This window comes from Corynebacterium stercoris (assembly GCF_024160105.1).
Taxonomy (GTDB): domain Bacteria; phylum Actinomycetota; class Actinomycetes; order Mycobacteriales; family Mycobacteriaceae; genus Corynebacterium; species Corynebacterium stercoris.
In genome coordinates, this window is sequence record NZ_JAMFTQ010000002.1 from 214,251 (window position 1) to 227,818 (window position 13,568).

Consider the following 13,568-nt stretch of genomic DNA (forward strand, 5'->3'; position numbering starts at 1 on the left):
TCCTCTACGCGCCCGGCGGCGGAGCGAGCGTGACATTGGCCTGCGGGTCGCGGTGCGCGTACATCAATCGCTGCACCACCGTGAACGCGCTGCCGACAACGAGCAGCCAGATCGACACTTCCACGGCGTGCGGCACGCCGAACCCCTCGAGCCCGAGGCCGAGAAGCGCCACGATGAGCCGCTCCGGGCGTTCCACGAGGCCTCCCACGATCTTCAAACCGCCAGCCTCGCCGCGGGCCTTGATGTAGCTAATCACCTGCGACAAGACGAGCACGGTGAGGCACGCCGCGACGTGTGCGGGGTGCGCACCATCGACGTACACCATCCACATTGCGATCGCGGCGAAGAGCGCGCCGTCGGTGATGCGGTCGCAGCTCGCATCGAGCGTCGCGCCGTACGCGGTGCCGCCGCCGCGCAGCCGCGCCATCGTGCCGTCCACCATGTCGAACGCAGAGAACAGCGCGATAAGGATGGCGGCCGAGACGAGGTGGTTCGTCGGAATGAGCACGACCGTAAGGAGCACAGCGATGGCTGTGCCCGCAAGCGTCACCACGTTCGGCGTCAGGCCGAGCCGCAGCATCGCGCCAGCTACAGGTTCCACGAATTTCTTCACCGGTTTGCGTCCGTGCACGCCAAGCATCGCCGTCTACCCTTCCGCCTCGATCTCGCACCACGCATCCGCCAGCATCCGGCGGGTGTCGCGCAGCAGCTGCGGCAGCACCTTCGTGCCGCCGATGACCGTCATGAAGTTCGAGTCGCCCGCCCAGCGCGGTACTACGTGCAGGTGCAGGTGCTCCCCGACGGAGCCGCCCGCGGCCTTCCCCAGGTTGAGTCCGACGTTGAGCGCCTCGGGCCGCGACACCTTCTTCAACGCGCGCACCGCCCGCTTGGCAAACACCATGAGCTCGGCGGTCTCCTCGTCCGTGAGCTCCTCCAGCTCCGCGACCTTGCGATACGGCACCACCATGAGGTGGCCGGCGTTGTACGGATACAGGTTGAGCACCGCGTACACGCTCTTCCCCCGCGCGACGATCAACCCGTCCTCGTCGCTGAGGTTGGGGATTTCCAGGAACGGGTCGGGGCGCTTCCCGCCTTCCGACGGCATCTTGGCGATGTAGTTGGAACGGTACGGCGCCCACAGCCGGGTCAAGCGGTCCTCATCCCCCACGCCCTGGTCCACGTACGGGTCCTCGCGGGGGGAATCGGCCTCGTTACGCGCGTCGGGAAGCAATGGCTTCCTCGCTCGGCTGGGTGTTGTTCTTCTCCGCGACCCAGGTGGTGATGAGCTCAACTGCCTCATCCACCGGCACGCCGTTGACCTGGGTGCCGTCGAGGAAGCGGAAGCTCACCGCGTTCGCCTCCACGTCGCGGGCACCGGCCAGGAGCATGAACGGCACCTTGGAGGTGGTGTGGGTGCGGATCTTCTTCTGCATGCGGTCGTCGGAATGGTCGACCTCAGCTCGCACGCCGTGCTCGCGGAGACGGGCGATGACGCCGTCGAGGTGCGGGCCGAAGTCGTCGGCGACAGGGATGCCAACTACCTGGTGCGGGGCGAGCCACGCCGGGAATGCGCCGGCGTAGTGCTCCAGCAGCACGCCGAAGAAGCGCTCGATGGAGCCGAAGAGGGCGCGGTGGATCATCACCGGGCGTTTCTTGGTGCCGTCGGACGCGGTGTAGGTCAGGTCAAAACGCTCAGGCAGGTTGAAGTCCAACTGCACGGTGGACATCTGCCAGGTGCGGCCGATCGCGTCGCGCGCCTGCACAGAAATCTTCGGGCCGTAGAACGCTGCGCCCGCCGGGTCCGGCACGAGCTCCAGGCCACTCTTGGTGGCCACCGACTCGAGGATGTTCGTGGAGCGCTCCCAGATCTCGTCGTCGCCGATGTACTTCTCCGGGTCCTTGGTGGACAGCTCCAGGTAGAAATCGTCCAAGCCGTAATCCTGGAGCAGCGAGATGATGAACTCCAGCACGTCGGTCAGCTCCTGCTCGAGCTGCTCCTCGGTGCAGTAGATGTGGGCGTCATCCTGCGTGAATCCGCGGGCGCGGGTCAGGCCGTGCACCACGCCGGACTTCTCGTAGCGGTACACCGTGCCGAACTCGAAGAGGCGCAGCGGCAGCTCGCGGTAGGAACGGCCGCGCGAATCGAAAATCAGGTTGTGCATCGGGCAGTTCATCGGCTTGACGTAGTAGTCGACCGCCTGCTTGGTCACATTGCCCTCGTCGTCCACTTCGCCGTCCAGCTTCATCGGCGGGAACATGCCGTCCGCGTACCAGTCGAGGTGGCCGGACTTCTTGAACAGCTCGCCCTTGGTCACGTGCGGGGTGTTGACGAAGGAGTAGCCGGCGGCGAGGTGGCGTTCGCGGGAGTGTTGCTCCATCACCATGCGGATAATGCCGCCGTCCGGGTGGAACACCGGCAGGCCGGAGCCGACCTCGTCCGGGAAGGAGAACAGATCCATCTCGTTGCCCAGGCGGCGGTGGTCGCGTTTCTCCGCCTCCTCGAGCATGGTCATGTACTCGTCCAGCTTCTCCTTGGACTCCCACGCCGTGCCGTAGATGCGCTGCAGGCCAGCGTTGGACTGGTCGCCGCGCCAGTAGGCGGCGGAAGAACGGGTCAGCGCAAACGCCGGGATGTACTTCGTGGTGGGCACGTGCGGGCCGCGGCACAAGTCACGCCACTCCACCTCGTCGGTGCGCGGGTTCAGGTTGTCGTAGTGGGTCAGCTCACCCGCGCCGACCTCGGTGGCCTCGTCCGAGTTCGGGTCGACGTTGCCCTTGTCCTGGATCAGCTCGAGCTTGTACGGCTCGTCCTTCAGATCCTCGGCCGCCTCCTCCTGGGACGCGTAGACGCCGCGGGCGAACTTCTGGCCCTGCTTGATGATCTTCTTCATGCGCTTTTCCAGCGTCTTCAGATCTTCCGGCGTGAACGGCTCGGCGGAGTCGAAGTCGTAGTAGAAGCCGTCATTGATGGCGGGGCCGATGCCCAGCTTCGTGCCCGGGAACTCCGCCTGCACAGCCTGCGCCAACACGTGGGCGCAGGAGTGGCGGATCACAGAACGGCCCAGCTCGGTGTTCGCAGCCACCGGCATGAACGTCGCGGTCGCATCCGGCACGTGGGAGAGGTCCTTGAGGTTGCCTTCCGCGTCCTGGACGACGACGATCGCGTTCTCGCCCTTGTTCGGCAGGTCCAGCTCGCGCATCGCGGCGCCAACCGCAGTGCCGGCGGGAACCTCGAACGGCTCGAACTTCAGGGCCTCGCTGGCGTTGGTGGCTGCATCGGTGGGCATGTGCGCTCCTTTAGGCGTCGAGGGCTCGCGTCATACCTGGACGCGGCCTTGGTCAGTGCGGTAGCACAGTCTACTCCGCTCCCCCGGCACCGGCCGACTCGACGTGAAGCGCTCAGCCGAGGACCGACTCGCCCCAGAACTTGTCGCCCTTGCCGTCCGCGGACGTGCCCGGCGGCACCCAGTACACCGACGAGCCGATGTGGGTGATCCACTCGTTGAGCCGGTCGGCCTCGTCCAGGCGCTGGAGCACCGGCGTGAACTGCACGTCCGGGTCTTTTTGGAAGGCGATGAAGATCAGGCCTGCGTCGGAAAGCTCGGCCGAGCCCGGCGCCGGCGGCAGGTTGTAGTTGTAGGGGCGGCGCTTGAAGCGCTGCTCCGGGTGGTTCGCGTCCGGGCGGGAGCGCGCCATGTGGGAGTTGCGGTCGATGACGGGCAGGCCGTACTGGTCGGTGGCGCCGAAGTCGGGTTCGGTGAATTCGTCCCCGCCGCTGAGGGGGGCGCCGTCGGCAAGCGTGCGCCCCACGGCCTCCTCGCGGGAGGCGCGGTCGAGCATCTCCCACTCGTCGAGGTGCATGGCGATGCGGCGAATGACGAGGGATGTCGAGCCGTCCTCGTTCCACACCTGCTCGGCGTACTCATCGGCCTCGTAGGGGTTGACGGTGCCGTCGACCTGGCCGAAGAGGTTGCGCGGCGTCTGGCCTTTGGGGATGGCCCCGTAGGCGTTCATGAAGCCCTGTTGCACCCAGGCGATTTGGGCGTAATCGCCGCCGGCGCGGGTCATGTGGCGCATGGCCCAGGCGCACATGACGGGGTCGTCGGCGCAGATCTGCAGGGCGATGTCGGTTTGGCCCCACTCCTCGCGCAATTCGTCGCGCGTCATTGCCGGAATGTCGTGCAGCCAGGCCGGCTTCTCGCCCGGCGCGGCGATGTCGAAGACGCGCTCGCCGAAGCCGACGGTGAAGGTGAGGTTGGCGGGCCAGCGGTTCATCTCCGGCTCGAGGCTGCCGAGCGGAGTGCGGCCAGCGGCGAGTTCGCGCGCGTCCTCCGTCCACAGGCGCATGAGCCGTGCGAGGCCCGCCTTGTCCACGCCTCCCTTGAGGTTGAAACCGATCAGGTTGAGGTCCGCCTGCGTCGGCGTTTCCACGCCGGCTTGGTGCGGCCCGTCGAAGGCTACGATCGCCTCCTGCAACGGCTCGTGGTCCGGCTCGGAGTTGCTGGGCACCCCGGGAGGTGCCGCCTGGTCTTTCTCCCCGGCGCACGCCGCGAGCACGCTTGCCGACGCCGCCGTTGCCGACCCCGCAATGAATCCTCTGCGCGAAACGCTCATCGTGTGCCCCTCCCTCTAGACGTCGAGGCGCGGGGCAGTCGTGCCGCCGGTGCCGCTGTTCGGGTTGTCGTCCCCGCGCTTGTGCCTGCTGACTGCCGCCAAGCCCGCGCCGGCGACCGCGACCACGCCGATGACGAGGAGGATGAGGCGCATATTGTCGCGGCTTTCCTCATCCACCGTCTGCGTGGCGGAATCGGTGTGCACGACGGTAGTGGCCCCTGCGGCCTGGGCGTGGGCGGTACCGTCAGGGTCGAAGGTGAACGTGGTCATGCCCTTTGTGGCGTGGCCGTCGGAGGAAATGATCTGGAAACCGATGCGGTACTCCCCCGGTTTGGTGTCCAGGTCGGCAGGCAGGTCGATGGACACGAAACGGCCCTCAACCTCCGGTTCGCCGGAGAAGAGCACGTCCGCCGCGCCGTCGGTGACGCGGGAGAGCGCGAAAGTGTTGAAGCCTTCCTTCGGTTCGCCGGAAAACTCGAGCACCAGCTCCGTCGGGAACGTTTGGAGGACGGCCCCGTTCTCCGGATTGCCGCCGATGACTGAGTCGTGGGCGAACGCCGCCGGGGTGGCGGCCATCCCGAGCATCGCCGCGGCGGCGACCCCACTTGCGAACCGACGACCCCGAACCATGCTCATCCTCTCCGCACTCAATCTCGCTTGCTACCACCCACCCTAGTGGGCGCCAGCCCTAGTGCTTGTGCTCGCCGTGCTCGCCGCCGTTGTTGTGCTCTGCGCCGTGCTGGTGGCCCTGCAGGTTGCCGTCCTCGCCGTAGCTCTCGTCGCCCGCGCCCATGGTGCGCACCGCCACGTCCGGGACGAGCACCTCGGAGCCGTCGGCGAACTGAAGCGTCACCTCGACGGTGTCGCCGGCAGCGATCTCCGGCGCGTAGCCCATGATCATCAGGTGGTCGCTGCCCGGTTTGAACTCGTGGGAGCCGCCGGCCGGCACCGTGATGCCGCCTTCCTTCTGGCGCATCATGCCGTCCACGACCTCGTGGATCTCGTAGGACGCATCCCCCAGCGAGGTAGTGAAGCCGGTCAGCTCCACGTCCTTGTCGCTGCGGTTGTGCAGTACGCCGAAGATCGCGGTCATCTCGGAGCCGTCGGCGGTGTCCGTAGCAGCCTTCGCGCGGATCGTCGCGTCGGCGAGCATGACATCCGCGTCGTCGTGCGCCGCAGCGGTCGCCTCCGCGGTGGCGGCCTCGGAGGTCGCGACTTCGGTCGCCGTGCCGGAGGTGCCCTCGTTGCCGCAGGCGGCTAGGGAGAGGGCCACGAGACCCGCTGTCAGAGCGGCAGCAATTCGTCGCATTGAAGCATCAATCCTTTCGAGCTTTGCGGCCCGGGGACAAACCCAGGCGCATCTTCGCGTAACTGAGGCAGTAGTCGGCTGCCGCTCCGCGAAAGTTCCCGCGGGGTGAAAATAATCGTCGTTAAGCGTGCTGCTCCCCCTACTCCACGCCGAGTGCCGGCCCGACAGTCTTCCAGGTCAGCGGCAGTTCGCGCTGGAAGGTGCCCAGGTTATGAGTACCCTCGTAAAGTTCGTACCAGTCGTAGTCCACCCCGCGCTTGTCCGCGCGCGCCATGAAGTGGTGGGAGCACACGTACGCGAGCTGCTCATCCGGGACAAGCAGGAAATCGGGCGAATCGCTCATGCCCTTGTCGAACTCGGAATGGATGCCGCGCGACGCAGTGACGAAGATTTTCTTGCCGCTCAGCCCCTCGAAGTTGCTCACCGGGGAGTTCGCGTCCCACGCCGGGTCGAAGGTGCCGCCCCACATCTTGGCCGGGTCGCCCTTATAGAAGCGCACGCCGAGCTGCGCAAACGACTTACCTATCAGGCCGGACGTGGACGGGCAGGAGGAGTACGTGCCGGTGGCCACGAAGCGGTCCGACAGCGTGGCAATCAGCAGCGCCGATGCGCCGTGTGCCGAGGATCCGGCGATGGCATCGCGGCCGGTGCCGTGGAACACCTCGTCGATGACCGGCGGCAGCTCGCGCGAGAGGTACGTCACCCACTTGAACTCGCCCGCCTCGGGGTGCGGTTCGCGCCAGTCCGTGGCCATCGAGCCGCGCATGCCGTACGGGGAGACGACGTTGACGTTCTTGCCCTCGAAAAATTCAGGAATGCCCTCGTACTGGGTGAACGGGGTGCCACCCGCGCCACCGAGGATGTAGTACGCCGGGCGCGGCGTGGTGTTGTCCGGCCCGCCCGCGGGCGAGATCACGTCGTTGACAATTTCCTTGCTCATCGACGGCGAGTACACCGTGACCTTCCACATCGTCTCGCTGACCTGCTCCACCTTGCGCAGCTCCCCCACCGGCGCGTCCGGGCTCGGCGCGATCTTGCGGGAGCTCACGCTTGACGACGATCCCTCCTTGTCGAACCCGAACAGCATCGACCCGAAAGCACCGCCCATCAACCCGGCGAGGAGCACCGCCGGCCACGCCGCGACCGGGTGCGAGGATGTCGAACTCCGCGAGCGGTTAAAGCGCTCCTTGAGACTGTCGCCGGAGGATCTCTCGGCGGCAGGCTGCTCGGCGACCGTGGTGGTCGCGTTCTCCTGCGCGTGCGCGGGTGCGGCAACGAGGGAGAACGTCATGGCGGCGGCGGTGGCGAGGGCCCAACCGCGTCGTCGAGTCGTGTGCATTCTGCCACTGTAGCTGCGACTGCAGGAGTGGCGGATTGGATTGAGCGCGAACTCGCTTGACCTAGCACCCCTAGCTAGACCCTGTGAGTTCGGTGTAGCGCGCGAACAGAACTTCTTGGCGCTGCCGTTCCGAGGTGAGCTTACGCGGCGCCCCGAATGCTAGGTCCACTTCGCGGTCTAGTGCGTCGTGCGCCTTCACAAGCACGGGGTCCATTGCGAGGGGGTTGTAGTGCTCTGCGAGTGAGCGCTCCGGGTGCAGCGCACGTGCGTCTATAATTTTCTGCCCCGCTTCGATGATCCGTTGACGGCTCGTTTGCGTCAGCTCCGGGACGGGCAATGTGTTCCATGTCAGGGACCCGGAGAAACTTAGGTCTGACTTGAGGTAGCCGCCGATAGACCGCTGCCACGTGATGAACATGCTTGAAGACACAAGAGCGAAAAGCAACCCGGCCGGGTCTTCCGCAGCATAGACCCTGTTGCTGCAAATTACTTCTGGTGCTAGGTAGGCGGCTGTAAAGAATCTCCTGTTCGTCGAAACGACGATGGGCAGGCATAAGTATTCCGTAGACGGTTGCCTGATCGAAACGAAAAGGTGAGGGGTCTTTTCAGCCTTCTTTGTAGCGGCCTGCTTCGCTTTGGATCGCATCTCGCGAACCCCTTCAAGCCGCTTTCTCAGTTCCGGAGATTTAGCAACGTCGGACGGTTCGAGATCCACGAGCCATAGACACCAACGTTTCGATCCTCGAACCAATTCAGCTGCCGCAATGAATGGACGAAGGTAGCGTGCCGCGACCGGATCGTTTAAGACCTGTGGCAGTTGCTCGGGTGTGACCATCAAATGACCACCATCGCGTGGTTCAGACCCGTTGACAATTGGGGGGAGTTCAGGTGAAAGCGGTCGTGTTCGCGGCCCCACTAGCACCCACGGACTGTCCGCGAGGTAGGCATTGACCCCGATCCTGACTTCCACTTCCGTCCCATCTGAATTGGGGCGCGGGTATTCCCATAAACGCTGCTTCACTGCGCGGCTACGAGTAAAACCGATGATCACGCAGTGTACCGCGGCTTTTCCCGGGGCTTCCGAGTCCCAAGCGAATGTGCGGTGTCCAAACTTGATGATCCAACCCATATCCCGCAATGGCCCAAAGATCAACGGAACCTGAACCCCTTGCACTACAGAATTAGTTGAAACGAATGCGAATTCCCCTCGTCTGGTTTCGAGAAGACGTGCGGACTTGATAAACCAACCGCTCACAAAATCGATCAGACCAGATGGGTATTCGCCCCACGCTGCGGCCAAATCTAGCTTCTGATGTTTCGACATAGTTCGGGAACCAGAAAATGGCGGATTACCGAATATAAATGTCTCACCCTGTACTTGTGGTAGTACATCGCTCCAAACCATCTGTAAGGCGTTGCCGTGGTGGATATGCGCGGTAATGGTAATCGGCAGGCGGTCGGGGGCTTGGCCTACTCGGTCGGCCAGGTGCCTGTTTTCTTGGTGGTCTACAAGAAACATGGCGGTTTCTGCGATGCGTGCGGGCCACCAGTTCAGTTCGAAACCGTGAAATTGTCCAATACTTAATTTCTGTTCCCACGTGGCATCGAGGGCCATACCCATTTCACCTTCACGCTTGCGGATAGCAACGATGAGGTCCGTTTCGATCCGACGTAGTTCCCGGTATGCGACGACAAGGAAATTGCCGCTACCGCAAGCGGGATCGCAGAACAGGTGTTTTGCGAGACTGTCACGGAATTGGCGCAGTTTGGCCGTTGGTGTGGACTTTGCGGCTATCAATCGGTCGGCCTCAGCCCGCATCTCATCGAGGAACAGCGGCCCGATGGTCTTGAGAATGTTCTTCTCGCTTGTGTAGTGCTCGCCATCGCTGCGACGTGCTTCCTTCGACTTCACCAATTGAAACAGGGAGCCGAAGATAGCGGGACTGATATGCGTCCACTGAAATCGGCACGCATTGATGAGAGCGTCGCGCATTGCAGGGTTGAAGTACTGCATCGGCATTGTCACAGCGAAAATGGAGCCGTTCACGTATGGGAAACGCGCAAGCGCGTCGGGCAGGCGCTTAGAGCGGGCTTCTTCAGGCGTGTTGAGCACGTCGAAGAGTGCGGCGAGCTGGCTGCCCAGTGTCTCTGACGTAGTGTGATCCAGCACGAATCGATAAAACAAGTCCTGTTCCCATAGGCCCGCGTCGTCACCAAAAAGGAGAAACAACAAGCGCGTGAGGTACATGGAGGTTTCCTGTACCGCCGCGTCCTCGTCTTCCGGGTTTGTCGGCGCGTCATCGCCCACTTTTTCATCTGCATCGTCACCCACCATGGCAGTGAACAGGTCCGCCATGAGCTGGGACGCTCTGATCGACGCCGCTTCCTGTTCCTCGGGGGTGACATCCTCGTAGCCGGCAAAGAACTTCAACTGGTCTACGTAGTCGTCCACTTCTGCCAGCGGAAATGTGATGTCGTAGCGCTGTTCGGGTGCCCCCAGCCGGATTAGGCGGAATGTCTCAAAGTCAGACGCAATGATGTAGTTCGGCTGTTCGGCGTCGCTGACGCTGCCACCTTGCAGGTAGTCGCGGGCCTGCGCTACGGCAGCATCGAGGTTTTTACCGGGTGACTTGGCTTCCCCGATTACCACGCCGGGCCAAAAAAGGTCGATATAGCCACCTTGGCCTGACGACGCGCGCCGGGCGTCCTGTTCAAACAAATCGAAACGCGTGGCAGTAATTCCGAAAGCTGCCAGCAACTCGGACCAAAAGCTTTGGGCGTACTTCTTTTCGATGCCACCTTGATTCGCTTCACCCCATGCATCTAGCCGTTGCCGCCAGTCATGCTTAAACCGTGTGAGATTTGCGCGCATGGTTGCGGCATCCGGGCGCTGCATCGTGGAAGTGGAGAACATTCCTCAACCGTAGCAATCTGCGGAGGTGCGACCGAGGCCGTTCTTAACCGAACTTGAGTGCATCCATGACGCGACTACGCGCAAACGGACCCTAGGCGAATACAGCCTGGGGTCCGTTGAATACATTTGTGGTCCTAGCTGGGATCGAACCAGCGACCTTTCCGGTGTGAACGGAACGCTCTTCCACTGAGCCATAGGACCGAACGGCGAACACTTTACACAGCCCCACGGCCTACAACGAATCGCCAGCTCAACCCACTAATTTCCAGCAGGGTCGTCCAAGCCCAAAACCCCTCCCCCAATCACATCGCTGTAATCTGCGCAGAGCCCAAAGGTGATCGTCGGCACGCGCCGGACACCCCCGGCGAACTGCGGATTTGGTCGCACCGCGCGCAGCGGTTAAGGTTCTATCTCGCACAATCACAGTGCTGAGGCACAGTGCGAATGCGGATGTAGCGCAGTTGGTAGCGCATCACCTTGCCAAGGTGAGGGTCGCGAGTTCGAGTCTCGTCATCCGCTCCAGGCCCACAAGGGCCGATGTCCCGCGCGATTAGCTCAGCGGGAGAGCGCTTCCCTGACACGGAAGAGGTCACTGGTTCAATCCCAGTATCGCGCACCGGATTTCCTCACGGAAATCCTCTTCCGAGGCGAAAAGCCGACGAAGTGCGGATGTAGCGCAGTTGGTAGCGCATCACCTTGCCAAGGTGAGGGTCGCGAGTTCGAGTCTCGTCATCCGCTCAAGTACTTTCCACGTACTTCACATCCTGGTGGATTGGTCGAGTGGTTAGGCAACGGTCTGCAAAACCGTGTACACGGGTTCGATTCCCGTATCCACCTCCACAAAAGCCGTCCCCGTTACGGATAACTCACGCGCGTTTAGCTCAGCGGGAGAGCGCTTCCCTGACACGGAAGAGGTCACTGGTTCAATCCCAGTATCGCGCACGCGGATGTAGCGCAGTTGGTAGCGCATCACCTTGCCAAGGTGAGGGTCGCGAGTTCGAGTCTCGTCATCCGCTCCACGTCAGCCCCGGTTCCACGCGTTGGAGCCGGGGTTATGCTTTCCCCATGCACACCGCAGCCACGCCCGTAGACACCGCCGCCCTCCTCGGCCCCGTGCTTCCCGCCGGCGAACCCGAGCTGCGCGCCATCGCCGTCAACGCGCTCTTCGGCGCGTTCGGCCGCGAAGGCACGTCCGAGGCGCTGGGCAACGACACAGACGCGGCGCTGATCCGCGAGCTCCGCGGATGGGCCGATGTCATCCTCGTCGGCGCCGGCACCGTCGAGGCGGAGGATTACGGCCCCGCCGACACCCCAATGGCGGTGCTTTCCACATCCCTCGACCTCGACCCCGGCCTGGGCATTTTCCACGGCGCGCGCCTCATCGTCCTCACCCCGGAGCAGTCGCTTACCGACGACTCCTTAGCAGCCAACCGCACCGCCCTCGAGGCGGCCGGCGCGGAGCTCGTGAGCTCGTTCGGCGGCACCATCCGCGAGGCGGTCGAGGCGCTGCGGCGCGAAGGGTACGCACGCATCCTCTGCGAGGGCGGCCCCGGCGTCTACGCTGATGTCTTCGCCGCCGACCTCGTCGACGTACTGCACCTGACTATCGATCCCTCGCTCAGCCCCGCCGACGCGCCCTCCGGCCTCGAGCTGGACGGCCCGGCAGACGGCGTCGCCCGGTTTGCGTTCGAGGACGTGACTGTGGAGCACAACGCGATGATGTTCTGCCGTTTGCGGCGGGTGGCGGACGTCGGCACGCGCGTGCCCCGGTACGGTTAAGCGCGTGCTCGAGACGATCTGGACCGCTCCCCGACCCGCCGCGGACATCCGCCCAGCGCGGGTGCTCAGCGCCGCCGCCTGGCCGCTGGCGATCCTGTTGATCATCCACCGCCTCGCCGTGCTGGCGCGAGCGGGTGCCGTCACCGACGATTTCACCACGGTGTGGTCGGCCGCCCGCCGGTTTGTGGAACGCGTGCCGGTGTACAACGAGGTGTACCACTACGTCAACCCGCATTATCTCTACAACCCGGGGGCGACGCTGCTGCTCTCCCCACTCGGGCTGATCCCGAGCATGGAGGCGGCTCGCCCCTGGTTCATCGCGCTCAACGCCGGTTGCATCATCGTCGCGCTCGCGTGGCTGACGCGTCTTTCGGGCTACCGCTTGAGCTCGCCGGTTTTCCCCGTGGCGCTCGCGCTCGCCTTTGCGACGGAGGCCGTGACCAACACCCTCGTTTTCGCCAACATCAACGGCGTTCTGCTGCTTGCGCTCACCGCGTTCCTCGCCCTGCTTTTGCGCGATTCCCCCATCGCCGCCGGCGTCGTGCTGGGGTTGGCAATCCTGGTCAAGCCGATGTTCGCCCCGCTCATCGTGCTGCCGTTCATGCTGCTGCGGTGGCGCGCGGTGGCGGCCGCCATCGCCGTGCCGGTGGTGCTCAACCTCGTGGCGTGGCCGCTGACCCCGGGTGCCGGCGACTACTTGGACAAGCTCGTTCCCTACCTCGGCCAAACGCGCGATTACGCCAATTCGTCGCTCGCTGGCTTCGCCGTGTATTTCGGCATGCCCGGGCGGCTGCACGGCACGCTGTTCCTCCTGCTCGCCGCAGCTGTAGCCGTCGCGGTGCTGGGGCTTGCGCGGTGGCGCTTCAGCGACACCTGGCTCTTTCTCGCCGTCAGCTCCGGCGTGCTGCTCACAGGCGTGTGCCTGCTGTCGTCACTCGGCCAGGCCTACTACTCGATGATGCTGTTCCCGGCGCTGTTCACCGTGCTCCACCGCGCCTCGCCCATGCACACCTGGCCCGCGTGGCTCGGGGCGTTCTGCTGCCTCGCGCCGCTGGCTTGGGTTGTGCCCGCGCACCCGGTGGCCGGGCGCTGGGTGGGCACTTTCTTGCCGACGGCAGGCTGGGCACTGTTCATCCTCGCCGCCGCCGCATGGGTAGTGTCGGTCCAGATACACAACCGATCTGGAGGACAGACAAATGAGCGAGCAGAACTACAAGGAATGGACCGAGGAGCAGTGGCGCGAGAAGCTCACGCCGGAAGAGTTCTACGTCCTGCGCCAGGCCGGCACTGAGCCGCCCGGCGTCGGTGAGTACACCGACACCACCACCGAGGGCGTGTACCATTGCCGCGCCTGCGGCGAGGAGCTGTTCCGCTCCACGGAGAAATTCGCCTCGCACTGCGGCTGGCCGTCCTTCTTCTCCCCGCTTGCGGGCGACAAGGTCATTGAGCGCGAGGACCGCTCCCACGGCATGGTCCGCACGGAGGTGCTGTGCGCGAACTGCGGCTCCCACCTCGGCCACGTGTTCGCCGGCGAGGGCTACGACACCCCCACCGACCTGCGCTACTGCATCAACTCCATCTCCATGACGCTGGAGGAAAAGGAGATTTAAGCG

The 13,568-nt window shown here is 64.2% G+C and carries 11 protein-coding genes and 7 tRNA genes; 9 read left to right on the forward strand and 9 right to left on the reverse strand.

Features of this window, described 5'->3' with window-relative positions; translation table 11 throughout:
* Positions 1-4: 4 nt before the first annotated feature.
* The 9 genes from pgsA to M5J20_RS03200 form a co-directional block, all read right to left on the reverse strand.
* Positions 5-640 (reverse strand): phosphatidylinositol phosphate synthase, encoded by a 636-nt coding sequence (gene pgsA, locus M5J20_RS03160; protein WP_253576238.1) that lies wholly within the window; start codon positions 638-640, stop codon positions 5-7.
* 6 nt (positions 641-646) lie between these two features.
* Positions 647-1,231: an ATP adenylyltransferase gene (locus M5J20_RS03165; protein ID WP_253576240.1), complete on the reverse strand. Its 585-nt coding sequence runs from the start codon at positions 1,229-1,231 to the stop codon at positions 647-649.
* Entirely contained in the window at positions 1,212-3,287 is a 2,076-nt protein-coding gene (gene thrS / locus M5J20_RS03170; RefSeq protein WP_253576242.1) for a threonine--tRNA ligase, read from the reverse strand. Before thrS ends, M5J20_RS03165 begins: the two co-directional genes overlap by 20 nt.
* A gap of 112 nt (positions 3,288-3,399) precedes the next feature.
* Positions 3,400-4,614: a Dyp-type peroxidase gene (locus tag M5J20_RS03175; RefSeq protein WP_253576254.1), complete on the reverse strand. Its 1,215-nt coding sequence runs from the start codon at positions 4,612-4,614 to the stop codon at positions 3,400-3,402.
* Between the two features lie 15 nt (positions 4,615-4,629).
* Complete coding sequence (locus tag M5J20_RS03180; protein WP_253576256.1) at positions 4,630-5,244, reverse strand: copper resistance CopC family protein; 615 nt, start codon at positions 5,242-5,244, stop codon at positions 4,630-4,632.
* Positions 5,245-5,302: 58 nt separating this feature from the next.
* On the reverse strand, positions 5,303-5,923 hold the full coding sequence (locus M5J20_RS03185; protein WP_253576257.1) for a copper chaperone PCu(A)C: 621 nt from the start codon (positions 5,921-5,923) through the stop codon (positions 5,303-5,305).
* Between the two features lie 139 nt (positions 5,924-6,062).
* A complete protein-coding gene (locus M5J20_RS03190; protein WP_253576258.1) occupies positions 6,063-7,262 on the reverse strand; it encodes an alpha/beta hydrolase in 1,200 nt (399 codons plus the stop codon).
* 70 nt (positions 7,263-7,332) lie between these two features.
* Complete coding sequence (locus tag M5J20_RS03195) at positions 7,333-10,176, reverse strand: DNA methyltransferase (protein WP_253576260.1); 2,844 nt, start codon at positions 10,174-10,176, stop codon at positions 7,333-7,335.
* 129 nt (positions 10,177-10,305) lie between these two features.
* Positions 10,306-10,377 (reverse strand) — tRNA-Val (locus tag M5J20_RS03200).
* 245 nt (positions 10,378-10,622) lie between these two features.
* Between M5J20_RS03200 and M5J20_RS03205 the strand changes: the two genes are divergently transcribed.
* From M5J20_RS03205 to msrB, 9 genes are all read left to right on the forward strand, one after another.
* Positions 10,623-10,698: transfer RNA gene (locus tag M5J20_RS03205), tRNA-Gly, on the forward strand.
* Positions 10,699-10,720: 22 nt separating this feature from the next.
* A tRNA-Val gene (locus tag M5J20_RS03210) sits at positions 10,721-10,792 on the forward strand.
* A gap of 49 nt (positions 10,793-10,841) precedes the next feature.
* Positions 10,842-10,914 (forward strand) — tRNA-Gly (locus M5J20_RS03215).
* Between the two features lie 28 nt (positions 10,915-10,942).
* Positions 10,943-11,016: transfer RNA gene (locus M5J20_RS03220), tRNA-Cys, on the forward strand.
* Between the two features lie 30 nt (positions 11,017-11,046).
* Positions 11,047-11,118: transfer RNA gene (locus M5J20_RS03225), tRNA-Val, on the forward strand.
* Position 11,119: 1 nt separating this feature from the next.
* Positions 11,120-11,195, forward strand: a tRNA-Gly gene (locus M5J20_RS03230).
* Between the two features lie 46 nt (positions 11,196-11,241).
* A complete protein-coding gene (locus M5J20_RS03235; RefSeq protein WP_253576262.1) occupies positions 11,242-11,955 on the forward strand; it encodes a dihydrofolate reductase family protein in 714 nt (237 codons plus the stop codon).
* Between the two features lie 4 nt (positions 11,956-11,959).
* Positions 11,960-13,246, forward strand: coding sequence for a glycosyltransferase family 87 protein (locus tag M5J20_RS03240; RefSeq protein ID WP_253576264.1), 1,287 nt, complete (start codon positions 11,960-11,962; stop codon positions 13,244-13,246).
* Positions 13,152-13,565, forward strand: coding sequence for a peptide-methionine (R)-S-oxide reductase MsrB (msrB, locus tag M5J20_RS03245; protein ID WP_253576266.1), 414 nt, complete (start codon positions 13,152-13,154; stop codon positions 13,563-13,565). The genes M5J20_RS03240 and msrB overlap by 95 nt, the downstream gene beginning before the upstream one ends.
* Positions 13,566-13,568: the final 3 nt, after the last annotated feature.